General features: G+C 69.3%; 21 protein-coding genes and 5 pseudogenes. 12 read left to right on the forward strand and 14 right to left on the reverse strand.

Annotated features, from left to right (window positions below):
- Positions 1-82: 82 nt before the first annotated feature.
- From ACIA5F_RS28430 to ACIA5F_RS28445, 4 genes are all read right to left on the reverse strand, one after another.
- Positions 83-673: an HAD domain-containing protein gene (locus ACIA5F_RS28430; RefSeq protein WP_399357857.1), complete on the reverse strand. Its 591-nt coding sequence runs from the start codon at positions 671-673 to the stop codon at positions 83-85.
- A 14-nt stretch (positions 674-687) separates the two neighbouring features.
- A complete protein-coding gene (locus ACIA5F_RS28435; protein WP_399357859.1) occupies positions 688-1,380 on the reverse strand; it encodes an SAM-dependent methyltransferase in 693 nt (230 codons plus the stop codon).
- Complete coding sequence (locus ACIA5F_RS28440) at positions 1,381-2,292, reverse strand: aminoglycoside phosphotransferase family protein (RefSeq protein WP_399357861.1); 912 nt, start codon at positions 2,290-2,292, stop codon at positions 1,381-1,383.
- Between the two features lie 81 nt (positions 2,293-2,373).
- Entirely contained in the window at positions 2,374-3,123 is a 750-nt protein-coding gene (locus ACIA5F_RS28445) for a hypothetical protein (protein WP_399357863.1), read from the reverse strand.
- Between the two features lie 193 nt (positions 3,124-3,316).
- Between ACIA5F_RS28445 and ACIA5F_RS28450 the strand changes: the two genes are divergently transcribed.
- Together ACIA5F_RS28450 and ACIA5F_RS28455 are read left to right on the forward strand one after the other, a co-directional pair.
- Positions 3,317-4,672, forward strand: coding sequence for a tetratricopeptide repeat protein (locus ACIA5F_RS28450; RefSeq protein WP_399357864.1), 1,356 nt, complete (start codon positions 3,317-3,319; stop codon positions 4,670-4,672).
- An 86-nt stretch (positions 4,673-4,758) separates the two neighbouring features.
- Entirely contained in the window at positions 4,759-5,202 is a 444-nt protein-coding gene (locus ACIA5F_RS28455) for an NUDIX domain-containing protein (protein WP_399357866.1), read from the forward strand.
- Positions 5,203-5,210: 8 nt separating this feature from the next.
- Here ACIA5F_RS28455 and ACIA5F_RS28460 read toward each other — a convergent pair.
- Positions 5,211-6,027: pseudogene (locus ACIA5F_RS28460) on the reverse strand (IS5 family transposase).
- Positions 6,028-6,172: 145 nt separating this feature from the next.
- Here ACIA5F_RS28460 and ACIA5F_RS28465 point away from each other — a divergent pair.
- Positions 6,173-6,376 (forward strand): annotated as a pseudogene (locus ACIA5F_RS28465) (SDR family oxidoreductase); the annotation flags it as partial.
- A gap of 108 nt (positions 6,377-6,484) precedes the next feature.
- Here the strand turns inward: ACIA5F_RS28465 and ACIA5F_RS28470 are convergent.
- Entirely contained in the window at positions 6,485-7,558 is a 1,074-nt protein-coding gene (locus ACIA5F_RS28470) for a trypsin-like serine peptidase (protein ID WP_399357868.1), read from the reverse strand.
- A 165-nt stretch (positions 7,559-7,723) separates the two neighbouring features.
- Positions 7,724-8,116, reverse strand: coding sequence for a MarR family transcriptional regulator (locus tag ACIA5F_RS28475; RefSeq protein WP_399357870.1), 393 nt, complete (start codon positions 8,114-8,116; stop codon positions 7,724-7,726).
- A 162-nt stretch (positions 8,117-8,278) separates the two neighbouring features.
- On the opposite strand from ACIA5F_RS28475, the gene ACIA5F_RS28480 reads away from it, so the two are divergent.
- From ACIA5F_RS28480 to ACIA5F_RS28500, 5 genes and pseudogenes are all read left to right on the forward strand, one after another.
- Positions 8,279-9,358, forward strand: a complete 1,080-nt coding sequence (locus tag ACIA5F_RS28480) for a tyrosine-type recombinase/integrase (RefSeq protein ID WP_399357872.1) — start codon at positions 8,279-8,281, stop codon at positions 9,356-9,358.
- Entirely contained in the window at positions 9,355-9,684 is a 330-nt protein-coding gene (locus tag ACIA5F_RS28485) for a helix-turn-helix domain-containing protein (protein ID WP_399357874.1), read from the forward strand. The genes ACIA5F_RS28480 and ACIA5F_RS28485 overlap by 4 nt, the downstream gene beginning before the upstream one ends.
- Entirely contained in the window at positions 9,681-11,273 is a 1,593-nt protein-coding gene (locus tag ACIA5F_RS28490) for a hypothetical protein (RefSeq protein WP_399357876.1), read from the forward strand. Before ACIA5F_RS28485 ends, ACIA5F_RS28490 begins: the two co-directional genes overlap by 4 nt.
- Before the next feature lie 43 nt (positions 11,274-11,316).
- Positions 11,317-11,826, forward strand: a complete 510-nt coding sequence (locus tag ACIA5F_RS28495; protein WP_399357878.1) for a hypothetical protein — start codon at positions 11,317-11,319, stop codon at positions 11,824-11,826.
- A 194-nt stretch (positions 11,827-12,020) separates the two neighbouring features.
- Positions 12,021-15,082, forward strand: a pseudogene (locus ACIA5F_RS28500) (Tn3 family transposase).
- Positions 15,083-15,182: 100 nt separating this feature from the next.
- Here ACIA5F_RS28500 and ACIA5F_RS28505 read toward each other — a convergent pair.
- The 4 genes and pseudogenes from ACIA5F_RS28505 to ACIA5F_RS28520 form a co-directional block, all read right to left on the reverse strand.
- A complete protein-coding gene (locus tag ACIA5F_RS28505; protein WP_399357880.1) occupies positions 15,183-16,460 on the reverse strand; it encodes an MFS transporter in 1,278 nt (425 codons plus the stop codon).
- A gap of 34 nt (positions 16,461-16,494) precedes the next feature.
- Positions 16,495-17,088: a helix-turn-helix domain-containing protein gene (locus ACIA5F_RS28510; protein ID WP_399357882.1), complete on the reverse strand. Its 594-nt coding sequence runs from the start codon at positions 17,086-17,088 to the stop codon at positions 16,495-16,497.
- Between the two features lie 136 nt (positions 17,089-17,224).
- Positions 17,225-18,202 (reverse strand): tyrosine-type recombinase/integrase, encoded by a 978-nt coding sequence (locus ACIA5F_RS28515; protein WP_399357884.1) that lies wholly within the window; start codon positions 18,200-18,202, stop codon positions 17,225-17,227.
- A gap of 184 nt (positions 18,203-18,386) precedes the next feature.
- A pseudogene (locus ACIA5F_RS28520) lies at positions 18,387-18,704 on the reverse strand (helix-turn-helix domain-containing protein); the annotation flags it as partial.
- 184 nt (positions 18,705-18,888) lie between these two features.
- Between ACIA5F_RS28520 and ACIA5F_RS28525 the strand changes: the two are divergent.
- The 3 genes from ACIA5F_RS28525 to ACIA5F_RS28535 all read left to right on the forward strand — a co-directional run bounded on the left by ACIA5F_RS28525 (position 18,889) and on the right by ACIA5F_RS28535 (position 20,659).
- Complete coding sequence (locus tag ACIA5F_RS28525; protein WP_399357886.1) at positions 18,889-20,079, forward strand: cytochrome P450; 1,191 nt, start codon at positions 18,889-18,891, stop codon at positions 20,077-20,079.
- Positions 20,080-20,082: 3 nt separating this feature from the next.
- Positions 20,083-20,286, forward strand: coding sequence for a ferredoxin (locus ACIA5F_RS28530; protein WP_399357888.1), 204 nt, complete (start codon positions 20,083-20,085; stop codon positions 20,284-20,286).
- A gap of 163 nt (positions 20,287-20,449) precedes the next feature.
- Positions 20,450-20,659, forward strand: a complete 210-nt coding sequence (locus tag ACIA5F_RS28535) for a DUF397 domain-containing protein (RefSeq protein ID WP_399357890.1) — start codon at positions 20,450-20,452, stop codon at positions 20,657-20,659.
- A gap of 58 nt (positions 20,660-20,717) precedes the next feature.
- Here the strand turns inward: ACIA5F_RS28535 and ACIA5F_RS28540 are convergent, their stop codons facing one another.
- Together ACIA5F_RS28540 and ACIA5F_RS28545 are read right to left on the reverse strand one after the other, a co-directional pair.
- Positions 20,718-21,044 carry a hypothetical protein gene (locus ACIA5F_RS28540; RefSeq protein ID WP_399357892.1) on the reverse strand — a complete coding sequence of 109 codons (327 nt, stop codon included), beginning with the start codon at positions 21,042-21,044 and terminating at the stop codon, positions 20,718-20,720.
- A pseudogene (locus ACIA5F_RS28545) lies at positions 21,031-21,305 on the reverse strand (hypothetical protein). The gene ACIA5F_RS28540 and the pseudogene ACIA5F_RS28545 overlap by 14 nt, the downstream one beginning before the upstream one ends.
- Before the next feature lie 146 nt (positions 21,306-21,451).
- On the opposite strand from ACIA5F_RS28545, the gene ACIA5F_RS28550 reads away from it, so the two are divergent.
- Positions 21,452-21,883 (forward strand): GNAT family N-acetyltransferase, encoded by a 432-nt coding sequence (locus ACIA5F_RS28550; RefSeq protein WP_399357894.1) that lies wholly within the window; start codon positions 21,452-21,454, stop codon positions 21,881-21,883.
- Positions 21,884-22,069: 186 nt separating this feature from the next.
- On the opposite strand, the gene ACIA5F_RS28555 is transcribed toward ACIA5F_RS28550, so the two are convergent.
- Entirely contained in the window at positions 22,070-23,704 is a 1,635-nt protein-coding gene (locus tag ACIA5F_RS28555; protein ID WP_399357896.1) for an FAD-binding oxidoreductase, read from the reverse strand.
- Positions 23,705-23,856: the final 152 nt, after the last annotated feature.

A 23,856-nucleotide genomic window follows, 5' to 3' on the forward strand; every position in this document is an offset into this window, starting at 1 on the left:
GCGTCCCCGTGGACCCGGAACGCCGCCGCCCTCCCCCTGCCGCACACAGGGAAGGACGGCGGCGTTCCGCGTCGGGGGGTGCCTACGGGAGCGGCGAAGCCTGGGCGAGCCGCCCCTCGGTCGGTGGCACGCCCGAGGGCGCTGCTGCCTGTCCGCACGCCCATCTCCTGGCCTCGGCGACGTGGCTCGGCCTGAGCCCGGTGTAGGGGTCGGGCTGAATGAGCAGGGTGGGGTAGCCACGGGCGGTGCGGTCGGCGGCCCAGGCAAAGTCGAGGGCGGTGAAGTCGTCGTCGATCCAGATGGCCGGGGCTGTACCGAGCCAGAGGTCGACGTGGTCGCGCTTCCAGAGGTAGCCGTTGGGGTGGCTGGTGGTGATCTGTGGGCGGGGGAGGTCAAGGTAGGGGAAGTCCGGCAGCCCCAGGAGCGGCCCGATGATCGTGGTGGCGTCCTTGCGCCAGCTCGTGCACCACACCGGGGTGACGAGGCCGCTGGCCAGGAGGCCGGTGAGCAGCGGGCCATGGCTGGGGTCGAGCCAGATGGGGACGGGATCGTCAGGGTGGCGGCCAGTGGGCAGGACGGTGTGGCGGACGTGGGTGGGCGGGGTGCTGCCGTCTGCGGCCGGGAACGGTATGAGGACGCCGTCGATGTCCAGGAGCAGGTAGGGCAGGGTCATCGGTGCCTCCGGGGTCAGCGTTTGCGGGCGGTGATCAGGAGGGTGGTCGGCCACGGGTCGCGGCGCGGGTGGCGGAGTTCCAGCGCCGAGATGATGCGCAGGCCGGTGCGGCCGAGGTGTGCGCCCCAGCGGTGGGTGTCGAACTCCCATCGGGCGAGGGGCAGTCGGGTGTGGTCGGGCATGGTGACGTAGTCCTCGCGCGGACGGTCGTCCGTGGCCGGATGTCTTCCGGCCCGTGCCGGGTGCGGGACGGAGAAGGCCAGGACACCGCCCGGCCCCAGGCGCCGGGAAACGGCGGCGAGCAGGAGCTCGGGGGCGACGAGGCCGACGGCGCCGAAGACGGAGTAGATCGCGTCGAAGGTCTGGCCTGTGGCCTGGAGGTGGTGCAGTGCGTGGCCGACGGCAAACGTGGCGCCGTCGAGGTGGCCGTAGTGGGAACGGGCGCGGCGTACCTGGAGGCCGACCAGGTCCACACCGGTGACGCGGGCCTGGTGATGCGTGGCGAGGTGGGCCACGTTGTGGCCGGGGCCGCAGCCCAGCTCCAGGAGGCGCTTGCCGCGCAGGTCCCGTCCCAGAATCTCAGCTCCGGGACCGAGGCCCGCGTGGATGCTCCACTCCATCCGGGCCGGTGCGGTGAGGGCGTGAGCCGGGGCGGTGGCGAGGCGCTGGGCGGCGTGGGCGTACCAGGGGGAGACCTGGGCGAGCACCTAGACCTCCAGGAGTTGGACCACGTCGCCCAGGTGGCGGCGGACGACGGGGAGGTAGGCGGGGTCCTTGGCCGGGTCGTTGATCCAGCGGATGGCCTGCTCCATGAACCACTCCACCGCCCACATGCGGTGCCAGCCCAGGGCCCACGCCTCGGCGGCCAGGCCGCCCCGGGCGGCGAGGGCGTCCTCGTGGCCGCCTGCGGTGACGTACTGATCCAGGAACACCCGCAGTCGGACGGGGCTCGGTGCGTCGGTGGTGCCGTGGTAGGAGGCGAGGTCGATGAGGCCGGGTCCGGTGAAGGCGCGGGCGAAGTCGAGGAGGTGCCAGCCGTTCTTCCCGATGTGGACGCTCGTGGGGTGGAACTCGGAGTGGACCCAGCCGAACGGGTCGAGCATCGCCCCCTGGACGCGAGCATCGGCCGCAGCGGAGATCTTCCCCAGAGCCGTCTCAATGTCGTCGCAGTCCGTCCACCGGTCGGCCTTTCGCAGCCGCTGGAGGTGATCGAGGGCGCGCCCGGGCAGGGCCGCGAGGCCCGCGCCGTCGAGGAGGGGCAGGCCGCCGGCCGGGCGGGCGGCGTGGAGCATCACGGCGGCGGCTACGCCGTCGAGGTCGTCGGCATCCCGTACGGGGGTGCCGAGGTCGTCCATGAGCATCCCGAGCCACTTGTCCCGCATGGCGGTGGCGTGGAGCTCGGGGACCGGCAGCCCGCGCTGGTGGGCGATTCGCAGGGCCTGGGCCTCTCGGTCGAAGGGCTCCTTGGCGTACTTGAAGACGGCCGTGGTGCCGTCGGGGAAGGTGACGCGTTCGACGCCGGACATGCCCCAGACGCGGATCTCGGCACGTTCGGGGAGGGGCTTGCCGACGAGGGTGCACAGGTCGTCGAGCAGGTCGGTGGTCAGGCTCTGGTCCATAGGGGTCTCCAGGGGGCTGGTGGACTCCGGGGCGGGCGAGCGGGTCAGCCCGCCCGCCCCGGAGCCGTACGGGGGTTGGGGTTACTCGGCCGCGGTCACGCGGTGGGCGTAGACCTGCTCGATCCAGCCCGCCTTGAACTCGGCCAGGTCGTCACGGAAGTTCGCCATCGAGGCACCGTAGGGCGCGACGACCCCGCCGGACTGGTCCGGCACGGACTGGCAGCCGTGCACGAGCCGGCCGCCGAGCGAGGCGTGGGCCTTGATGGACTCGATCCGGCGGTGCTCGTTGAACCAGCCGCCGTGGTAGACCTCGTCCAGCGTTCCGCCCGTCTCGTCGTCCAGGTCGAAGACGACGGAGGTGGCGGCGGGGAAGAACCAGCAGGGGCCGACGTTGGAGATGTGGCCGTCCAGCTCGACCTTGTTGAGCGCCATCAGCGTGGCCGCCTCGCGCAGCATCCGCAGGTGGTCGGCGGTGATCTGCGGCAGGCCGAGGCCGGCCAGGTGCTCCTCGCGGAAGAGGTACGAGTAGACCCCGTACGCCGTCGCCAGCACGCGGGCGGCATCCGACGTGGACTCGCCGTGGTTCCTGATGAAGTCGAGCGCGAGTTGCTCGACCGCGCTCTCGGTCGTCTCGTCCACGTCGAGGAGCTGGGCCTTGACCAGTTCCCAGTCGGCGATGAGCCAGGTGTTCGACTCGAAGCGGAAGAAGTACTCGGCCGGGTCGATGGTGATGCGCCGGCCGTCCACCTGGATGCCGGGCAGGCGGCTCCAGCGCGGGTCGAAGGCGTCGGGCAGCTCGACCGTGATGGTCGCGGTGTCGATGGTGGTCACCGTTTCTCCGTCTCTGATCGTCCGGGCTCGGGCACAGGAATGCCCGAGCCCGGTGGGGCGTACGGAACTTGGGGGCCGCCCGGCCCGAGAGTGGGGCGGCTGTCGATAAGTGAACCGCCCGCTACGCAGAGTGGGTACGGTGTGACCGAGGCCAAGCGGTATACGCGGTTTACAGCTCCGGAGCGGAGAGATCGTGCCAGCCCTGACCAACCCCAACTCCCGCCTGCGCGACACGATCAGCTCTGCCGCGTGCACGTACGAGGCACTCGCCAAGGACGTACGCCGCATCGCCGCTGAGAACGGCGAGCTGCTCCAGACCAACAAGTCGGCGATCTCCCACTGGGCGAACGGCACCCGCGCACCGTCCGGCCAGGCAGGCCAGTACCTTGCCGAAGCCCTCTCCCGTCGGCTGGGTCGCGTCGTCACCCAGACCGAGATCGGCCTCCACTCACCCGACGCGGAGTCCTCGCCGGACATCGACCCCGTCACCACGGTCACGGACCTCGGCCGCGCGGACGTCGAACGGCGCCGCTTCCTCGCCATCGCCGCCTTCACCACGGCCGGCGTGGCCATGCCACTCCTGCACGACCACGAAGCCACCTCGCGGATGCTCCGCGCGCGCACTGCCCGCTCTCTCGTCGGCGGCGACGACATTGACGTCGTCCGGCAGATCACGACAGCCTTCAGCGCCGCCGACGAACGCCTCGGCGGCGGCCACGGCCTGACCACCGTCACCGCCTACCTCGCCGACACCGCCGCGCCCATGCTCCGGGGCCGCTTCCCCTCCGAAGCCTTACGCCAGGCCGCCTTCGGTGCCGTCGCCGAACTCGCCTACCTGGCTGGGTGGAAGCACCACGATCTGGGCCAGGAGGGCGCTGCCCAGAGCTACTATCACGTGGGCTATCAGCTCGCCTGCGAGGCTGATCCGCACGGTCATGCCGCCTGGATGATGCGCACTTTGGCTCACCAAGCCCTGAAGCTCAAGCAGCCTCACCATTGCGTCGACCTTGTCGAAGGTGCCCTCGCCCGTGGACTCGGCCGTGTCGACGGCCGGACCGAGGCACTACTGCACATCACGCATGCCCGCGCCTGCGCGGCCGTCGGCGAGAACGCTTCGGCCAGCCGTGCTCTTCTCTCTGCGGAGGACGCGCTCCTCCGCGAGGACGGTCCACAACCCAGCTTCTCCCTCCTGAGTGGTCCAGCCGCAGGTACCGTCGCCAGCCACACAGCCAAGGCACTGACCGAGATGAAAGACTTCATCGGTACGGAACAGCAGCACCGTGATGCCCTCACTCGCTGGGACCCGGTCAAGTTCAAGCGCGTGCATGTCCTCACGTACGCCGACCTCGGGGACAGCCTTGCCGCCCAGGCCCGTGCAGACGAAGCGGTCGCCGCCTGGACCCAGGCCCTCGTCCTCATGGAGGGCATGACCTCCGACCGGACCCGTAAGGCGATCACCTCGATCCGCTCCACCCTGGCGATCTACCAGCGCCGCAGAGTTCCCGGGGCTGCGGATCTCGCTCGCCGCGCTCGCGAAGCCCTCGCCTAACGTGCCTGAACCTGCCCGAGGGAGGGACCATCGCGGCTTGCCAGACCGATGACCACTCGTAAGTCTTCGCCCCGGCGCGTGTCTCGATGACCCTGCTGGTCGCGCCCGGGATCGTCCACGACAAGGCCACCAACCTCGTCGTGCTCCTCCAGCGCAGCGAGAACGCCAAATTCGCCCAGGGCCTGTGGGACCTCCCCGTCGGCAAGAGCGAGCCGGGCGAGCCCATCACCGAGACCGCGGTCCGAGAGCTCTACGAGGAGACCGGGCTCACGGTGAAGCCGGAGTCCCTCAAGGTCGCCCACATCATCCACGGCGCCTGGGGCGTCGAAGCACCCAATGGATTCCTCACCGTCGTCTTCGCCGCACACGAATGGACCGGCGAACCCGAAAACCGCGAACCCAGGAAACACTCCCAAGTCCGGTGGGTCGACGCAGTTGCTCTGCCGAACGAGTTCGTCCCCACGACCCACAGCGCCTTGCTCGCCTTCCTCACCGATCGACCGCAGGTCTCGCTCAACGGATGGCTTTAGAGGATGTCTCACGTGGTGAGCTTTGCGAGTCTCTTGTAGCAGGTCAGGGCTGCGGCGAGGCCGAGGAATGCGAGGAAGTGGCTGCCCTTTCGTTCGTACCGGACGGTGAGGCGGCGGTAGCCGAAGAGCCAGGAGATTGACCGCTCGATCTTCCAGCGGTGCCGGCCGAGCCGCTGACCGGACTCGATACCGGGGCGGGCGATCCGTGCAATGAGGTTCCGGCCGCGGAGCCGGTGGAGGTGCTCCGCGGAGTAGTACGCCTTGTCCGCCCGGACCTTCACCGGCCTCCTCCGACGCGGTCCGCGCCGGGACCGGACGGCAGGAATGCCGAGAATCAACGGTTGGAACGCCTGGCTGTCGTGCACGTTCGCGCCGGACACCGCGACGGCCAGCGACACACCCTGGGCCTCGGACAGCACGTGCAGTTTGCCGCCCTTTTCCCGTGATCGACCGGATTCGGCCCGGTCAGCGAGCCCCCCTTTTCACCCGCACCGACGCGGCATCCACGATCGCGGACGTCCAGTCCAGCTCGCCCCTGGCACCAAGCTCGTCCAGCACCGCCCGGTGCAGCCGACGCCACAGTCCGGCCTCGGTCCACGCGGTGAACCGGCGGTGCGCGGTGGCCGGCGAGACACCGAACGACTCCGGAAGAAACCTCCACGCGCACCCGATCGTCAGCACGTACACCACGGCTGTGAACACCGCTCGCTCGTCCACCGGAGCAGTGCCACCCCCCTGCGGACGAGACGTGAACCCCGGCAACAACGGAGCTGTCAGCTCCCACAGTTCGTCGGGAACCAGCCGACGCGACAGATCAACCCTCACACTGCAGCATCATGCCGCACCACCGCAGCACCACGTGAGACATCCTCTTAGATCGCAGGCAGGAGCGTCATGTCCGATTCGCGTTGGGATTCGGCTCTGCCGCCGGTCAGGCCGTTCCACCCGTTCAATGAAGTTGGCGAGCAGGTCAGACTTCACCATCGAGACGGACATCCACCCGTGGATGGCCGACCCGGCCGCCAAGGCGCACGCCGCCGGCTTCTCGGTCTTCAACCGGGTCGGCCAGCCCGCCGACGTCGCCGACGTGGTCTCCTTCCTGGCCTCCGACGACGCCCGCTGGGTCACCGGCCAGAACATCGACGTCAGCGGCGGCTCCGGCCTCGGCATCTGACACCCCCTTCCGCGCCCCCGCGCAGCGTCCCCCTGGACCCGGAACGCCGCCGCCCTCCCCCTGCCGCACACAGGGAAGGGCGGCGGCGTTCCGCGTCGGAGGGGGCGGTCAGGAGGTGCGGGTCTGTGCCCAGGTGTAGAGGCGGTGGGCGCTGTCGCCGAGGCGGGTGGCGTAAAGCGTACGGGGCTGCCCGCCCGCGAGTTCGTCGGTGGAGGTGGTGACGCCGACGACGGTGCCGATGCCGGTCCGGGTGTCGAACCGGGCGAGGTGGGGGCCGCCGCTCGCACCGTGCGACATGTCGCAGGACTCGCCCCACAGCAGGGGGGCCTTGGGGCCGGGCCTGGCCGGTCCGGCGCAATGGATCATGCGTGATCCGGTGTACGTGGCGCCGGGGTCGTTGAGCCGGTCCTTCGGGTATCCGAAGGTGTGGACGAACTCGTCCTTGACGGGCTTGGTGAACGCGATCTTCTGGCTTCCCGTGACGTCCGCGATCCGCCGTCCCCCGGCCGAGCGGTTCGCCACGAGGACTCCCGTGTCGTAGCCGGCGACGGCGACGTCCTCCGAGGTCGTGCTGCCCGGATCGGCGTCCCAGCGGGAGGAGGTGGCCATGCTCTTGACGCTGAAGCCGCCGAGGGGTTTCGTCCCGTTGCGGTAGCCGGGCACGAAGTAGAGGTTGTGGTTCCACGTACCGTCGGCGGTGGGAGCCCCGACGCTCCTCAGGCAGTGCGCCGCCGTGATGACGGTGCTGCGGTTCGCGCTGTTGACGACCGTTGCGGTGCAACTGCCGTCGTAGCCGTCGGAGAAGGTGAAGAAGAGCCGGCCGACGCTCCTGTTCACCGCTCCGCCGTGCGTCCACGTGCTCCCGGGGTCGGGCGTGTCCGCGGGAAGCGGACGCGGGTCGTCGGGCGTGTGGTCGTCCTCGGGCACGGGGGTGATCTCGGGGACCAGGGCGCCTGCCAGCTTCATCCGCGCGGGGGTCCAGTAGGTGTCGATCCGGCTGCGTTCCTGTGCGGTGGTGGCGCCGGAACGCGTCGTCACGGACTCCTGCTCCGCGGCGAGGGCCGTGCTCGGCAGCAGCACCGCCACCGCGGTCGCACCCAGCAGGAGGGCTCCCGCCGTGGCGAGTTCGCGGGGGACCGCTCGGTGAAACGCTCGGGGGAACGCTCGGTGTGTGGCTGACATCGTCGCCGTCCTCGGTTCTTTCGCGGGTGTGGGCTGTGGCATGCCGGAGGGCTGCCGTGCCCTTTGCCCCCGTACGACGCGCGACCCGTCACGAGGTTGCGACCGTTCCGGAAGAAGGTTCCGCCGCGCCGCGCACCACGCCCCTGCCACGTGGGTCAGGACCCGTCACTTCAGGAGGGTGCGCCAGCGGGTGGCCGACTCCGTCATGTCCTCGATGACCCGCTCCAGGAACGTCCCCGCCTTGACCAGCCGCTGCCCCACGGGAGTGTCCGGCCCGAGCGTCCGGGCCGCCGCCATCGCGGCCCGCGCCACCTCCAGCGTCTGGCGCGAGCTGATCACGACCGAGTGGTACCAGGCATCGTCGTCGACGACGTAGACGTCGCGGCGCCGCTGCGGATCGCGCTCGCGCCGGACGTACCCCTGCTGGACCAGGGAGTTCACGGCCACCGAGACGGAGGCCGGGCTGACTTTCAGCCTGCGGGTCAGCTCGGCCGCGGTGCGCCTGCCGTCCTCGGACAGCAACAGGTCGACGTGCACGCGCGCCGTGATGTGCGACATCCCTTGAGTTCTCCTGAGCTCTGCTGAGCCCTTTCCCTTGTGGCCAGGGGGTTCCTGCTCCTTCGAGCGCTCTGTGGTCCGGTGACGTAACTTCGGGATTCCTGAAGCGTTCTCATCTCGTCCGACCGATCAGCAGTCGGGCTGAAGGCGAGGAGGCTCGGGTTGGCGGCACTGGCAGTCGTACGGGACCTGCGTGAGCACTGGGCGCCCGCATCGGTTGAGGAGCTGGAGCGGTTCGAGACCGACGTGCTGTCCGGGTTCGTCCTCGCGCGGGCCTCGGCAGGGCTGGCGGACGGCACAATCCGCGGGGACGTCGGACATCTGGACCAGATCAGAACCTGGTTCGGCCGACCGCTGTGGGACATGGAGCCGGCCGACGCTGACGCGTACTTCGGGAAGGTGCTGCGGGGTTCACCGAGCGGGACTCGGCTGAGCCGGTCGCAGGCGCTGACCACGTACTTCATGTTCCTGGAGCTGCGGCACAAGGTTGAGCTCCACCGAATGACCGGCCGAATCGTCGAGTGCCCGATCGACGAGATGAACAAGCCGCGCGGGGCCAAGGACGCCAAACTGCGGATTCCGCCGAGCGAGCCGGAGGTCGGGACGCTGTTCACCGGCTGGGGCGGTGAACTGGCGACCTGCCGCAAGTTCGCCCCTACCGCCAGGAACTACACCGCCTCGAAGCTGTTGTCCCAGGTCGGCCTGCGGGTGAGCGAGACATGCGGGCTCGACCTGGACGACATCAAGTGGGACCTGGGCCGCTTCGGCAAGCTCCACGTCCGCCACGGCAAGGGTGCCCGCGGCTCGGGTCCGCGCGAGCGGATGGTGCCGCTGATCAACGGCGCCGACCGGACACTTCGGTGGTTCATCGAGGACGTCTGGGGCCAGTTCGACGACGACCACACCCGTCCCGGCGCCCCGCTGTTTCCCTCCGAGCGCAAGAACACCGACGGCTCTTCGCGCCGGGCCGGCGACGACGCTCTGCGTGACGGCCTCAAGAACGCGGCCAAAGCGCATCTGCCGGGGTGGGGCGAGAAGCTGACGCCGCACGTCCTTCGGCACTTCTGCGCATCCCAACTCTATGCGAACGGGTTGGACTTGCTCGCGATCCAGGAGGTCTTGGGACACTCCTGGATTGCCACGACGATGCGCTACATCCACGTTCAGCAGACCCGGGTCGAGGACGCCTGGGTCACCGGGATGGAACGGGCCGCGAAGCGGCTGGAAGGACTGGTCCGATGAGGTGGAACCTGCGGCTGACCGCCGCGAACAAGGGCATCTGGAAGGCGTCCGAGCTTCAGCGAAACCTCGCGGAGCACGGCCTGGTGATTTCGGCCGGGAAGATGTCCGGGCTGTGGTCCGGGCAGCCGGTCTCACTCAAACTGGAGGACCTGGATGTCATCTGCGTCGTCCTCGGCTGCGAGATCGGAGACCTGCTGATCCCGGAGCCGGGCAAGGTCAACCGCCCTGGTCGGGAGGAGACCGGTCGAGTCGCGGTCGGCTCCGGCGCCACTGCCCCGGCGGTAGTGCCCAAGCGCCGCGATGGCCGCTCGCTGCCTCCGGCATGAGCCGGTATCCGAAGGGCTACCGGAAGCCCACCGACTCCTGCGAAAGATGCCTGGCCTGGGGCGACTTCAGCGGACGCCTTTGCCCTGCCTGCTACATGTTCGGCCGCAGTCACGAGACGGCCATTTGCGTCGGCTGCCGACGCGTCCAGCCGCTGAAGTGGGGCTACTGCCGTCTGTGCTGGTGCCAGGCTCGGCTCCACGCCAAGACCACCGTCGGCCAGTCGCCCGCCGAGGCGGACGTGAGGGCCCGGCTCAACGCCGTCCGGCACCACCAGCTGTTCTTCATGGGTCTGCACTACCGCAGAGGATCGGCCCCAACCGCCCCGCGCCGCGGAGGAGGGCGGGGAGCCGTCCGGAAGCCTCCACCCGCGCCGGCCTGGCGGCCGAGTGGCGGCTGGAGACAGCTACCGCTGTTCGGGCAGGTCCCGCGTGACTACGGCCGTCTCGACCCGGCCGCCGTCGATCTGGCCAGCCCCTGGCTGGCCTGGGCGAAATACCTTGCCTACCAGCTCGCCGAGGCACGGGGCTGGGGACGCGGCATCCGCTTCGCCGTCAACCGTGGGCTGGCCATCGTGCTCACCGAGTATGTCGAGGGCGACGTCATCCGCCACAGCGAGATCTTCACCCCGCTCAGGGCTCTTGATCTGCGGTTCGGACACACCGCAACGGTCCTTGAGGAGATGGGGATCTTCCGGGACGACAGCGAGCCCTCCTTCGAACGCTGGCTTGCCGAGCGCCTGGAGGGCCTCGCTCCCGGCATCGCGGCGGAGGCCGAGCGCTGGATTCGGGTTCTGCATGACGGCGGCCCGCGCAGCCTGCCCCGGCAGCAGAGCACGGTCTGGCTCTACCTCAATGGGGCTCGTCCGGCACTGCTGGGCTGGTCGGACCGCTACGACCACCTTCGGGAGGTGACCCGCGAGGACGTCCTCACCCACCTCATGACCCTGCACGGCCACCACCGCCGAGACCAGCTCGGAGCCCTGCGTTCCCTGTTCACCTGGGCCAAGCGGACCGGCCTGATCTTCCGCAACCCCACCAGCCGCATCAAGGTCGGCCAGAACGAGTACAGCGTGCTCCAACCGCTCGCGCCCGGCCAGATCAAACGCTCCGTCGCAGCAGCCACCACCCCGGCCACGCGACTGATTCTTGCCCTCGCCGCGGTTCACGCCGCCCGGGTCGCCCAGATAGGCACCCTCATGCTCGACGACCTCGACATCGGCAACCGTCGGCTGACCATCGCCGGACGAGTACGCCCGCTCGATGACCTCACCATGAAACTGCTGCTGGACTGGCTGGTGCACCGGCGACGCCGGTGGCCGAGTACGGCGAATCTCCACCTGCTGATCAACAACCAGACCGCGACGAAGACCAGCCGCGCAAGCAACCACTGGATCAGCGCGGCGATGCGCGGGCAGGACGCGACGCTGGAGCGGCTCCGCGTCGACCGGCAACTCGAAGAGGCCCTCACCCACGGGCCGGACCCGCTCCATCTCGCCGAGGTGTTCGGGCTCGACGAGAAGACCGCGATGCGTTATGCGGACTCCGCACGAGCACTACTGGAACAGGCCGCTGAACAGCAGCTTCTATGAAATGTGCTCGACCGGGACGCACCATGAAGGGAATAATCGGCCGGTGACGTCGACCGAAGCAGCAGCAAACGCCCTACAGGACCATGCCACTCTCTGGAGCGTGGGAGAAGTCCGTGCGAGCGATGTCGTCGAGGCCGCCTGTGATGCGCTCGTCGCCGGACTCGACACCCCAGGCCTTCGAATTCTTGCCGCCTGCACACGCGCCGAGGCGGACTATGACGTCCACGATCTGCTTCCCGCAGTACTCGACGAACTCGGCCTCACCTTCTACTCGGTGGCAAGCGATGCCGGTCAAGAAGCCGCCGCCCGAGCGCTCGCACGCCGCATGCTCGCCGGCGAGCTGACACCTGGGGAGTTCACTTTCCGGATTCACCGACGCTACGGACATGAGCTGCCCCTGACAGAGCGGCTCGCCGAACTCGATGACGAGTACGACGTCCTCGAATACGGCGACAGAACAGTTGCACAGGTCGATGCCGAGATCACGGCCGAGGCCCGCCGCCTCGCTGCCCACCCCCACGTTCCCGCCGAACCCACGGAGACCCCCAGCTGATGCACACGGACCGATCCGCGAGTTCCCACTGAACAAGCTTCAGTTTCCCTGAACCCACGGGGCTCTCGGGGCTTGAGGAACATCCATGTCAGAACGTGCGCTAAGCCTTCTCGGTGTTGATTGGCGCTTTGACCTGGGGTGATCGCCTGTCAGAGCCTTCGTGGGTCGCTGTTGTCGATCTACGGAGAGTTGTTGTGGCGGTCGAGTTTCTGTCAGGCGAGCAGGCTGGGTACGGGGTGTTTGTCGGGACGCCGTCCCGTACGGAGTTGGAGCGGTACTTCTTCCTGGACGACGCGGACCGGGAGGCGGTGCAAGCCAAGCGGCGTGTGCACAATCGGCTCGGGTACGCGGTCCAGCTCACGAGCGTGCGCTACTTGGGCCGGTTCCTGCCGGACCCGCGGCAGGTGCCGGCGGAGGTGGCCGAGTACTTGGCCGAGCAGCTGGAGATTGCGGATCCGTCGTGCCTAAAGGAGTACGGCGAACGGGACGGGACGGCCCGCACCCACGCCGGGGAGATTCAGGAGGCGGGGGGCTGGCGGGACTTTGCCGAGGTCTCGGCCGAGCTGAGTGAGTGGCTGGACGCGCGGGCCTGGACAACTGGGGACGGGCCGAAGGCGTTGTTCGATGCGGCGGCGGGATGGCTGCGCGAGCGCAGGGTGCTTCTGCCCGGGGCGAGCCGCTTGTCACGTCTGGTGGGCAATGTCCGGGAGGCGGCGAACCAGAGGCTGTGGGACACCCTCTACGGACTGCTGAACATCGGCCAGCGAGCGGTGCTGGACTCGCTGCTGACGGTGCCTGCGGGTGCGCGGGTCTCGGAGCTGGATCGCCTGCGGCGCGGGCCGGTGCGGGTGTCGGGCCCGCAGATGAAGTGGTCCCTGGACCGGGCGGAGGCGATCGCTGATCTGGGCATAGGTGAGCTGGACGTGTCGGGGATACCGCCGCGCCGGCTCGCGGAGCTGTCGCGGTACGGGGTGGACGGCAAGGCGACGCTGCTCAAGCGGCACAACGACGCGCGGCGCCTGGCGACGCTGCTGGCCACTGCGGTGCACCTGACGACACGGGCGGTCGATGACGCCTTGGACCTGCTGGAGGTGCTGATCGCCACGAAACTGCTGGCCAAGGCCGAGCGGGAGACGGCCAAGGAGAAGATGAAGACCCTGCCGAGAGTCGAGCGGGCCGGGGCGAAGCTGGCGACCGCGTTCCAGGTCGTCTTCGACACCACTGCCGAGCAGGTCGATACCGACACCGGGGAGATCAGCGCCCCGAAGGTGCAGACGCTGGCGGCGATGTGGGAGCAGATCGAGGCGGTGGTGCCGCGCAGCGAGCTGGCCGCCGCGATCGCGGCGCTGTTCGAGCTGACTCCGCCGCTGGACTCCGATGCGGATCAGGCATGGCGGGCGATGCTGGCCACCCGGTTCGGTACGGTGCGACCGTTCCTGAAGCTTCTGGTCAAGGTCGTGGACTTCGGAGCGACTCCGGAGGGCGCCCCGATTCTGGCCGCGCTGAAGACTTTGCCGGAGCTGATGGGCCGCAAGAAGGTGGGACCTGCCGAGATCGACACCGAGCTGCTGGCCGGGTCCTGGCGGCGTCTGGTGCTGACCGCGCCGGGCCTGGAGCCGGGGACTGTGGACTGTGGACTGGAAGGCGTACGTGTTCTGCGTGCTGGAGCAGTTCCACCGCATGCTGCGACGGCGGGAGATCTTCGCGAAGAACTCCTCCAAGTGGGGCGACCCGAGGGCGAAGCCGCTGGCGGGTGAGGCGTGGGAGCAGGCCAAGTCCCCCGTCCTTGCGTCCCTGGGCCTGCCCGAGGGTGCGGGCGAACACCTGGCGGCGCGGGCAGCGCTGCTGGACGGTACCTACCGGGAGGTCTCGGGCCGCCTGCCGGAGAACGCGCAGATCTCTTTCGACGATGACGGCCGCCTGCACTTCGCCGCGCTGGAGCCGGAGCCCGAACCGGCCTCCCTGCTCGGTCTGCGGGCGGCGGTGAACGCGATGCTGCCCCGCGTCGACCTGCCGGAGGTGCTGCTGGAGGTGTTCTCCTGGACCGGCGCCGACCAGGCGTTCACCTCGGTCACCGGTGGCGAGGCCCGGCTCAAGGACCTCCCCGTCACGATCGCGGCGCTGCTGGTGGCCCATGGCTGCAACGTCGGCTACACCCCCGTCATCAGCGGGGTTGACGCGCTGAAGTACGGGCGGTTGTCCCACGTCGACCAGACGTACCTGCGGCTGGCGACCTACCGGGCCGCGAACGCCACACTGATCGACGCCCAGGCGGCGATCCCGCTCGCCAGTGCGTGGGGCGGCGGGTTGGTCGCCTCCGTGGACGGGATGCGGTTCGTGGTGCCGGCGCCCTCGGTCTACGGCACGGCCGAATCCGAAGTATTTCGGGCGCCGGGGCGGCGCCACCTGGCTCAACATGATCAATGACCAGGCGGCCGGACTCGGCGGCAAGGTGGTGGCCGGCACCCCGCGCGACTCGCTGTACGTGCTGGACGTCCTCTATGACCGCGACGGCGGCAAACGCCCCGACATGATCGTTACGGATACCGCCTCATACTCCGACATTGTCTTCGGACTCCTGACCTTGGCGGGGTTCACCTACGCACCGCAGTTGGCCGACCTGCCGGACCAGAAGATGTGGCGCATCGACCGCACGGCCAACTACGGCGCGTTCGAGGACGCGGCCCGCGGCCGGGTCGACCTGGTCCGGATCGAGCGGCACTGGGAGGACATCCTGCGGATCATCGGCTCGATCCACACGGGGGCCGTGCGGGCCTACGACGTGATCCGCATGCTGTCGCGCGACGGCCGGCCCACCCCGCTGGACGACGCGATCGCGCACTACGGGCGCATCTCCAAGACCCTGCACATCCTGCGTCTGGCGGACGAGCCGGCCTACCGGCGGAAGATCAAGGTGCAGGCCAACCTCCAGGAAGGCCGCCATGCGCTCGCCCGGAAGATCTTCCACGGGAAGGCCGGGCAGCTCTACCAGCGCTACCAGGCCGGCATGGAGGGCCAGATCGGCGCCCTCGGCCTCGTCCTCAACGCCCTGGTGCTGTTCAACACCCGCTACATGGACGCCGCCGTCACTCAGCTCCGGGCGGATGGATTCGATGTCCGTGATGAGGACGTCGCGCGCCTCTCCCCGTTCGTCCGCCATCACATCAACATGCTCGGCCGGTACTCCTTCCAGCTCCCCGAGCTGCCCGGCGGCCTGCGGCCATTGCGTGATCCGGATGTCGTAGACAACGAGTGATCGCCGCTCAGGGGATGCGCGTGGCAAACCCCGTCGGGAGGAGATGACCGCCGCGTTGACCAGGTCGAAGCTGAGGCACACCCGTCTGCGGCCGGCAAGCCTAGGTGCTCACGCCTGGCCGCTGCCGGGGCAGTTCGGCTCGCCGTACCGCGCCGGAGGCCAGGGCAATGACCACGCCCAGGCTGGCGAAGATGCCGCAGCCGACGAATACCGGGGCGGCGCCCCAGGCGCCGATGGCGGCGCCGACCAGCGGGTAGCTGAGGGGTGCGAGACCGACCATGGTCAGCATGACCACAGAGGTGACGCGGCCGAGATAAGCGGGGTCCGCTGCGGTCTGTATCAGGGCATTGTCCAGACTGCCGAAGACACCCGCGCTCAGTCCGATGACCGCTGCCAGCACTACCGCGATCCAGAGGGTCGGAACCAGTGCGATGGTGGCCGCTCCCGTGCAGCCCACGAGCAGTGTCCCGGCCAGCAGCAGGCCGGCGCGGGGCAGCCAGCCAGTGATAGCGAGCAGGGCGGCGCTGACCGCTGCTCCTGCGCCGAAGCTGCTGACGATCCAGCCGTAGCCGGAAGGTCCCCAGCCTCGCTCGGCGTTGAGGAGGACCATGCCCACGTTGAGGGTGCCGGTGAGGCCGAGCTCGCAGATGGCTCCGGCGGCGACGAGGGGTCCGATGAGGCGGTGGCGGCAGATGTAGCGCAGGCCGTCGAGGAGGTCCTTCCACGCCGTGCCGGGTTCCGGCTGCTGTTGGCCGTGCTCCCCGAGGGGCTGCATCCGTATCGTCAGCAGAAGCGGCAGGGACATCGCGAAGAGGAGGCCCGCGACGGTGAAGGCGGCCGAGGCTCCTCCGAGTCCCATGGCCAGGCCGCCGATGGGCGGGCCCGCGATCTGGCTCAGGCGCATGGACAGGGAGCGCATTCCGGTGACCCGGGCGAGCTGGTCGGGGCTCGTGATCCTCGCCGGGAGAGCCCCGATCGCGGGTACGAACAACGCGTCGACGGCACCGAAGACGAGTGCCACCGCGACCAGGATCCACAGGGCTGGTGCGCTCAGCGCGATGACAGCGGCCACCGAGAGGATGAGGAGGCAGCGCAGCGCGTCGCTGCCGAGAATCACCCGGCGTGGGTCGATCCGGTCGGCCAGCACGCCCCCGCCGAGCATGAGCAGCGCTCGTGGCAGCGCCCCGGCGGCCATGACCAGACCGACTTCGGTAGGACCGGCAGCCTTCTGGGCCGACCAGGCGAGGGCGACGAAGTACACGCTGTCACCGACGAGGGAAGCGGTGTACGCGGTGAGCCAGCGCAGCACGTTGCCGTCGCGGTAAGCCGGTGTGGCGGCGCGTGGGGGCAGGGCTGTCTGTATCTCTAAGGGTTCCATGACGGGGCTCCAGTGAGTCGGGGATGCAGCCCGGTCAGGGCCGGAAGGGGAAGCCGTAGAGGTGGGCGGAGACGTGCTCACGGTCCTCGGTATCGCCGGCCGCCTTGGCGGCCTTGCCGCGCTCCCGCCAGTGCCGGGCCACTGCCTCCAGTTCGTCGCTCATTTCAGCGAGTTCAGCCGGAGTGAGGTCGAACATCCATTCCGAGCTGAACGCGGCGTCGGTCCACGCCTCGCCCCAGGCGGCCGTCTGGTCCAGATACGTGCGGTACTGGGCGGTGCGGGTGTCGAGGATGCTCCGGGTCACTGCCCCGACGGCAGCGGCCCCTTCAGGCGATTCCGCGAAGTCCGAGTCGCGAAAGCCCCAGCCCTCCTCGGACGTTATCTGCCACCACCGCTCACGGCCGTCGGTCCCCTCGCCGCTCGCCTGGGTCACGAAGCCGTGCTCGGCCAGCTTGCGCAAGTGGTAGCTGACCAGCGACGGCGTCTCGTAGACATGCTCGGCGAGCTGAGAGGCGGTCGCTGTGCCCGCGGCGTACAGCAGCCGGTAGAGCTGCATTCGCAGGGGGACGGTGAATGCCTTCAGGCGGGACAGGTCGGTGATCTGCTCGGGCTCATGCTTTGGGCGCATGCCCTCAACCTAGATATGAAGCCGAAGTTTCGCAATATTCGCTTCAGACCTGCGCGAGAGTGAACCCGGCCCTTCAACGGGGCCCATGTCCAGTCGATGCAGGTCGGTTTGACTGCCGCAAAGGCCGGAGACGCGGTCAGCGTCGGCGATCGCCCGGCGCGAGCAGGCTGGTGACTTCGGCGATCGCCTCGGGCGAGGGGTGGAAGTACTTCCGCACGTTCTCCGCCTTCTTGTGCCGGGACTTCGCCATCAGCATGAGCAGGCTCGCCCCGCCCTCGCCGAGGTGGGTCAGGCCGGAGTGGCGCCACTCATGCAGATCCCAGCCCGTGCCCGGCTTGCCGCCCAGGGTCGTGTGTTCGTCCAACAGCATCCGAGCCTGCCCGTAGGAGAGGCGGGCGAGCCCGGTGTCCGGGCACATATCGCGCGGGCTGACTACCTTGCCGGGACCGGGCTTGCGGTGGGTGACGAACACCGGGCCGCGAGTACGGCCCTTGAGGAGGCGGGGCAGCAGCCGGGCGGTACCCGCGTCCCAGTAGACCGTCTCCAGCACGAAGTCCGCGCGGACGGCGCCGCGGCGACGCGTACGGGGACGAGCACCCTTGGCCTTCACCGGGGCCCGGCGCCCGGCGAGGTCCAGTTCCTCGATGTTGACGCCCAGGACCTCCTCCGCGCGGGCAGTGGTCTCGTAGAGCATCCGCCACAGCGTCTTCTCCCGCAGGTGCACCTCGCGCCGCGCGATCAGCCGGTCGATCGCCATCTTCGAGCGGGCCGGGGTTTCGGAGTCCGGCGGGGTGAGCCGCTTCGCCCAAGCCGGAACCGCCGGGCCGTCGTACCCGCGCTCATCGCACCAGCCCAGCCACGAGAGCACCGACGCACGCCGGGCGTTCCAGGTGTTCACCGCAGAACTGCCCCACAACAATTCCAGGGCCTCGCCGATCTCGTCGTCCGCGACGGACGCCAGCGGCCGGCCCTCACCGAGCCGCTCGGCGGTCTTGCCCACCCCGATCCCGTAGTTGCGGACCGTGTTCGGGTTGCCGAGCGAGTCGAGGAAGACGTCGGCCGCCGCGCGGACGGTCAGCGCCTTCCCAGCTGGCAGTTGCACAACAGTGGGCATCGCTTTCCCCCTTGCCGCAGATAACGGGGCCGCTACGCGTACGGCTTGGCGGCCGTTCCCGCAGGTCGCGGTCAGCCGTCCCGCAGATAATAGGGCGTTATCTGCGGGAAGATTTCAGACAGCTCCCGCCGCCAACACTCCGTCAGCTGCCCACCAGGGCCGACGCAGGCTTAGCGCACGTTCTGACATGGATGTTCCTCAAGCCCCTGATCCTCGGCATCCCCGACCTGACCGCCAGCTCGACGATCTCCTCTTCCCTCGTGCCGCCCGGCACTCCGGCCGCGCGCGGGGGCGCCGGTGTGCCGCGCCGTGCCCGCTGGACCGTCGCCTGGTGCGCCTGCTGGGGCCGGTAGGCGCGGGGGCCACCGTTGCGTGCGACCTCCCGGCTGATCGTCGAGGTCGGCCGGTCGAGGCGTCTGGCGATCTCCGCGTAGGGGAGCCCGTCGGTGAGTCCGGCCGCGATGCGCTGGCGGTCCTGCTGGGTCAACCGTCCTCCTGGCATGTCGTCAGTATTGCCTTCGCCGTCATTCATTGCAATGCGCCGTTGCATTCGAGCCCAGCGCCATTGCATCAATTTAACCTATCCGACCTGGGCATATTCATTTCGGGAGATTGACATGAATCATGAACGCAACGTAGCTTTCGAACTGCATCAAACACGTCATATCGCGAGATGAGGAATGGCCATGGGTGAATTACTCCACACCGTCACGACACTGCCGACGGCGCGCCCGCCCGGCTGCCCCTTCGACCCGCCGGCGGAGCTGATCGACGCCCGCCGGCACGGCCCCCTCAGCCACTACACCCACCCGGGCGGGAAACCCGGCTGGCTGATCACCGGATACGACCTGGTCAGGTCGGTCCTGGCCGACCCGCGGTTCAGCTCGCGCAGAGAGCTGATGAACGTGGTCGACTTCCAGCTCCCTCCGGCGCCGCCCGGCGAGTTCCTCCTCATGGACGAGCCGCAGCACGGGCGTTACCGGAAACCGCTGGTGGGCAAGTTCACCGTGCGGCGGATGCGCCTGCTCACCGAGCGCGTCGAGCAGATCACCGCCGACTGCCTGGACGCCATGGAGCAGGCCGGGCCGTCGGCGGACCTGGTGACCGCGTTCGCCAAGCCCATCCCCACCATCGTCATCTGCGAGCTGCTGGGGGTGCCGTACGAGGACCGGGGCTCCTTCCAGGAGCAGATCGAGGCGTTCATGGGCGGGGCGACCAGTGACGAGGAGCTGATGGCGGCCTACACCGCGACCCAGCACTACCTCGCGGAGCTGGTGGCCGCCAAGCGCGCGAACCCCACCGACGACGTGCTCAGCGAACTCGCCGACAGCGACCTGACCGACGAGGAGCTGAGGGGGGTCGCTCTGATCCTGCTGGCGGCCGGGCTCGACACCACCGCGAACATGCTGGCGCTGGGCACCTTCGCGCTGCTGCGCAACCCGGCGCAGCTGGCCGCGCTGCGCGCCGGTCCCGCGCTCGCCGACCGGGCCGTGGAGGAGCTGCTGCGGTATCTGAGCGTCGTCAAGACGCTCATGAGGACGGCGCTGGAGGACGTCGAGCTGGGCGGCCGGACCATCGAGGCCGGTACGACGGTCGTCCTGTCCTACAACACCGCCAACCGCGACCCCGAGCGTTTCACCGACCCCCACGCGCTCGACCTCCACCGGCAGGACGGCGGGCACCTCGCCTTCGGCCACGGCATCCACCAGTGCCTGGGCCAGCAACTGGCCCGCATCGAAATGCGGGTCGCGCTCACCGCGCTGGTCGACCGCTTCCCCACCCTGCGCCTGGCCGTACCGGCCGAGGAGGTCGTACTGCGCCCGGAGACCGCGGACGTCTACGGGGTGAAGAGCCTCCCGGTCACCTGGGACGTGTGACCGGTGAGGATCACGGCGGACGCCGAGCGCTGCATCGGCTCCGGAATGTGCGTGCTGACGGTCGACGAGGTGTTCGACCAGCGTCAGGACGACGGCAAGGTGATCGTGCTGCGCCCCGAGCCGCCCGCGGAAACACGGGACGCGGTGCGCAGGGCCGTCGGCCTGTGCCCCGCCACGGCGATCACCCTGTCGGCCGGGCTCCCCTAAGGGCTTGCCGCTCTTCATGCGGCGGGTCCGCAAGGTGGCCGGCCGCAAGACGCACCCAAGATCACGACTGCCGCCATGGAGACTTACGATCGGCTACGGCTGAAGCGCCTGGCCACGACGACGCAATCAGCCGCATCCGTACCCTTCTTGAGCAGTACGCACGATGACCAGCACCCCTCACCCGCACACCTGGGTGAAGTCCAGCTACAGCGACCCCGACGGAAGCAACTGTGTTGCGTGGGCCCCGGCCCACGCATCTGCATACGGTGTCGTGCCCGTCCGGGACAGCGAGCGGACTGACGGCCCGGTCTTGACGGTCAGCCCCCAGGCGTTTGCCGGGCTGGTCACGTTCGCCCGGTCCGGCGGCCTGTAGCGAACACAGAACGGCCCCGCTCCCTACGGACCTTGAGGGGGCGGGGCCGTCCGCTGTGTCACAACGCTGCGGATTCCGCCTCCACCGGAGGCGGCGCGGGGACCACAGCCGGGGTCGCCATGCCGTTCTCATCCAGGGCGATCCAATCCAGTTCCACGCTGCGCACCAGGACCCCTGGGAAATCCTCGAACAGGCCCAGCGCCTCCGTGATCGCCTCCGTCAGGGTTTCAGCTCCGAAGAGGCAACTGAACCTCGTGCGCCCCGGACTCTCCACACGGCTGATGCGCCCGTCACAGAAGCGGTCGAGCCCGTCAAGCGTGTCTGCCTGCTCCGGTGTCAGTTTCTCCTGAAGATGCAGGGTGAAGTACCAATCACGCGTGCCCACAGTGCCTTTTGATGAGGAGTAAATCTTGTTCGCCTCTGTTCCTGCGTTCTGGGAAGTGCAGAACACCACATGGGCATCGTTGCAGGGACAGCAGATGACCCAGCCCCACCGATGGCGGTTCTTGTCGTGCGTCACCTTCAGGCCCGCCCGCTCCGCGCGTTTCAGTGCCGCTTCCACATCCTTCTTCTGATGACGGTCCCCGATTCCCGTGTCACCACGTTCTACGGCCCGGGACGGGGGAGGCTGCGGAACGCAAGGCAGATCACCCGGTCGGGCTACGGTCAGCCGACCGAGACCGAGGCCGCCTGGCCCGGACCGCGGTAGGGCGGTCCCGGTCGCAGCGCGGCCGGCCCGTCGGCACGGGGTGTTCGGTGGTCCGGGTCCGGGGTGGCTGGTTGGATGCGGGGATGGAAAAGGATCTTCTGGCCGGGCATGAGATATCCACCGATCCCGAGCGTCTGGATCGCGCGCTGATCCACCGGTGGCTGTCGCAGGACGCGTACTGGGCGCTCGGGCGGTCCCGGGAGAAGCAGGACCTGGCCATCGCGCACTCCCTCAACTTCGGGCTCTACGACCGCGCCTCCGGGGTCCAGGCCGGCTATGCCCGGGTGGTCACCGACCGGGCGACCTTCGCGTGGCTCTGCGACGTCTACGTGGACCGCGCCGCGCGCGGCAAGGGCCTGGGCACCGCCCTGGCCGGCGCGGTCGGCGACCACCTCGCCCCGTACGGGCTGCGGCGGGTGCTGCTGGCGACCGCGGACGCGCACGCGGTCTACGCGAAGGTGGGGTTCGCGCCGATGGAGACGCCGGAGAAGTGGATGGTCCTCGGCGAGCAGTGAGACGGCGGGCAGCCCCCCCGGTGAGGACCACCGGGCCACCGCCGCCCGATGACGGAACGACCCGCCCGGCCCCGCACTCGCGTGCGCGGGCCGGGCGGGTCGTTCCGCCGTCACCGCGGCGGGGAACCGGTCGGACGGCCAGGCGGCCAGGTGATCGGACGGCCGGACGGCCAGGCGGCCAGGCGGTCAGACGCGGACCGACAGGGCGTGGCGGAACACGTTCAGCGGGTCCCAGAGCGCCTTCGCGGACTGGAGGCGGTGGTAGCCGTCCTTGAAGTACAGGGTGGACCACGGGGTGCCCGAGGTGTTCAGCGCGGGGTCGGCGAGGTCGGAGTCGGCGTAGTTGATGAAGGCGCCGTCGTTGATGACTCCCGGGCGCGGCACGCCACCGGTCGCGGCGTGGACGTCGCGGTAGAACTCGCGAATCCAGGCCAGGTTGACCGCGTCCTCCGCGGGGGTCGCCCACAGGTTGACGAAGAGCATCTTGATGATGGAGTCGCGCTGCGCGGTGGCGGTGGCGTGCGAGGAGGGCAGGTTGGTCGTGGCGCCGTAACCGGCGATCTCGACGAGGGCCGCGCCGTTGGTGTAGTCGGTGCGCGTCAGGTGCTTGTAGAACTCCTTGATCTGCGCCACCGGCATGGTCTTGCGCAGGTAGGAGGACTTGGCCTTGAAGCGGCCCTTGTTCTCGAAGCCGGGGCCGCCCAGGCCCGGCCAGTTCAGGACGTTGTAGAGCCAGTCGACGTGCTTGCGGACGTCGACGCGGTACGTCAGGCCGGTGCCCGCGACGATGGCGGCGAGGTAGGCGTCCATGACCGCGTCGGCGTTCGGCACGGACGCGTCGAGCTGTGTGCTCATCAGGAACTCGCCGGCCGCGCGGTGGCGCGGCTTGATGGCGCTGAAGAGCTTGGCGTGGGGGGAGGTCGCGGAGGTGTTGGCCTGGTGCCACGCGGTGAAGTTGTACAGCAGCTGGGTGAAGGCCGGCTCGGTCATGCCGGTCCACGAGAAGGTGACCTCGGAGACGACCAGCGACGTGGGTGCCTTGGGAAGCAGGAAGGCCGGGTCGTTGCCGGTGGCGCCCGGGGTGCGGAACCAGTAGCGGGTGACGATGCCGTAGTTGCCGCCGCCCGCTCCGGTGTGGGCCCACCACAGTTCGCGGTGGGGGTCGCTGGCATCGCGGGTGGCGACGACCTTGCAGGCGGTGCCGGTGCTGTCCACGTGGACGATCTCGATGGCGTACAGGTGGTCGACGGTGAGGCCGTGGGAGCGGGCCAGCGGACCGTAGCCACCGCCGGGTATGTGGCCGCCGACCGAGACCGTCGGGCAGGTGCCGCCGGGGATGGTGACGCCCCAGGTGTTGTAGAGGGTCTGGTACACGTTGCCGAGCTGGGCGCCGGCGTCGACCGCGATGGCGCGGCGGGCGCTGTCGTACGAGATCCCGGTCATGGCGGAGATGTCGATGAGGACGCGGACGCCCGAGTTGGTGGTGAAGTCCTCGTAGCAGTGGCCGCCGCTGCGCACGGCGAACCGGAGCCCGTTGTTCAGGGTCTCCTGCACGGCCTGGACCACCTGGTCGACCGTGCTCGCGACCAGCACGTAGGCCGGTGTACCGGTCCAGCGGCCGTTGGCACACGCGACCAGCGGCGCGTACCGGGGGTCGGTCGGTCCCACGGTGACCAGGTTGGGCCCGGCCACGGACGCGGCGGCGGGCGGCTCCGCGGCGAACGCTTCGCCCGCCCAGCCGCCCATCGCGGGCAGCGCCAGGGCCGCGCCGCCGGCGACCGCAGTGTGTTTCATGAACCGCCGGCGGGAAACTCCGGTCATTTCCTTGTACCTCCACGGGAATCATCTGCGAGTACGGAAACTCGACACCACGTCGCGCACCCCTGGAGGCGAGGTGGAATTCATGGCTGTCCGCTCCGGTGAGACCGAAGATTATCGGCCACAAGTAATCGGACACCAATTCCACTTGTGAA

This window comes from Streptomyces sp. NPDC051567, from assembly GCF_044454165.1.
Lineage (GTDB): Bacteria > Actinomycetota > Actinomycetes > Streptomycetales > Streptomycetaceae > Streptomyces.

Excerpts from the sequence above, each read along its gene's own strand:
- ACIA5F_RS28505 (WP_399357880.1), bottom strand. The coding sequence starts at position 16,460 with ATGGAACCCTTAGAGATACAGACAGCCCTGCCCCCACGCGCCGCCACA.
- ACIA5F_RS28515 (WP_399357884.1), bottom strand. The coding sequence starts at position 18,202 with ATGCCCACTGTTGTGCAACTGCCAGCTGGGAAGGCGCTGACCGTCCGC.
- ACIA5F_RS28440 (WP_399357861.1), bottom strand. The coding sequence starts at position 2,292 with ATGGACCAGAGCCTGACCACCGACCTGCTCGACGACCTGTGCACCCTC.
- ACIA5F_RS28550 (WP_399357894.1), top strand. The coding sequence starts at position 21,452 with ATGGAAAAGGATCTTCTGGCCGGGCATGAGATATCCACCGATCCCGAG.
- ACIA5F_RS28525 (WP_399357886.1), top strand. The coding sequence starts at position 18,889 with ATGGGTGAATTACTCCACACCGTCACGACACTGCCGACGGCGCGCCCG.
- ACIA5F_RS28555 (WP_399357896.1), bottom strand. The coding sequence starts at position 23,704 with ATGACCGGAGTTTCCCGCCGGCGGTTCATGAAACACACTGCGGTCGCC.
- ACIA5F_RS28475 (WP_399357870.1), bottom strand. The coding sequence starts at position 8,116 with ATGTCGCACATCACGGCGCGCGTGCACGTCGACCTGTTGCTGTCCGAG.
- ACIA5F_RS28470 (WP_399357868.1), bottom strand. The coding sequence starts at position 7,558 with ATGTCAGCCACACACCGAGCGTTCCCCCGAGCGTTTCACCGAGCGGTC.
- ACIA5F_RS28535 (WP_399357890.1), top strand. The coding sequence starts at position 20,450 with ATGACCAGCACCCCTCACCCGCACACCTGGGTGAAGTCCAGCTACAGC.
- ACIA5F_RS28510 (WP_399357882.1), bottom strand. The coding sequence starts at position 17,088 with ATGCGCCCAAAGCATGAGCCCGAGCAGATCACCGACCTGTCCCGCCTG.
- ACIA5F_RS28430 (WP_399357857.1), bottom strand. The coding sequence starts at position 673 with ATGACCCTGCCCTACCTGCTCCTGGACATCGACGGCGTCCTCATACCG.
- ACIA5F_RS28455 (WP_399357866.1), top strand. The coding sequence starts at position 4,759 with ATGACCCTGCTGGTCGCGCCCGGGATCGTCCACGACAAGGCCACCAAC.
- ACIA5F_RS28485 (WP_399357874.1), top strand. The coding sequence starts at position 9,355 with ATGAGGTGGAACCTGCGGCTGACCGCCGCGAACAAGGGCATCTGGAAG.
- ACIA5F_RS28490 (WP_399357876.1), top strand. The coding sequence starts at position 9,681 with ATGAGCCGGTATCCGAAGGGCTACCGGAAGCCCACCGACTCCTGCGAA.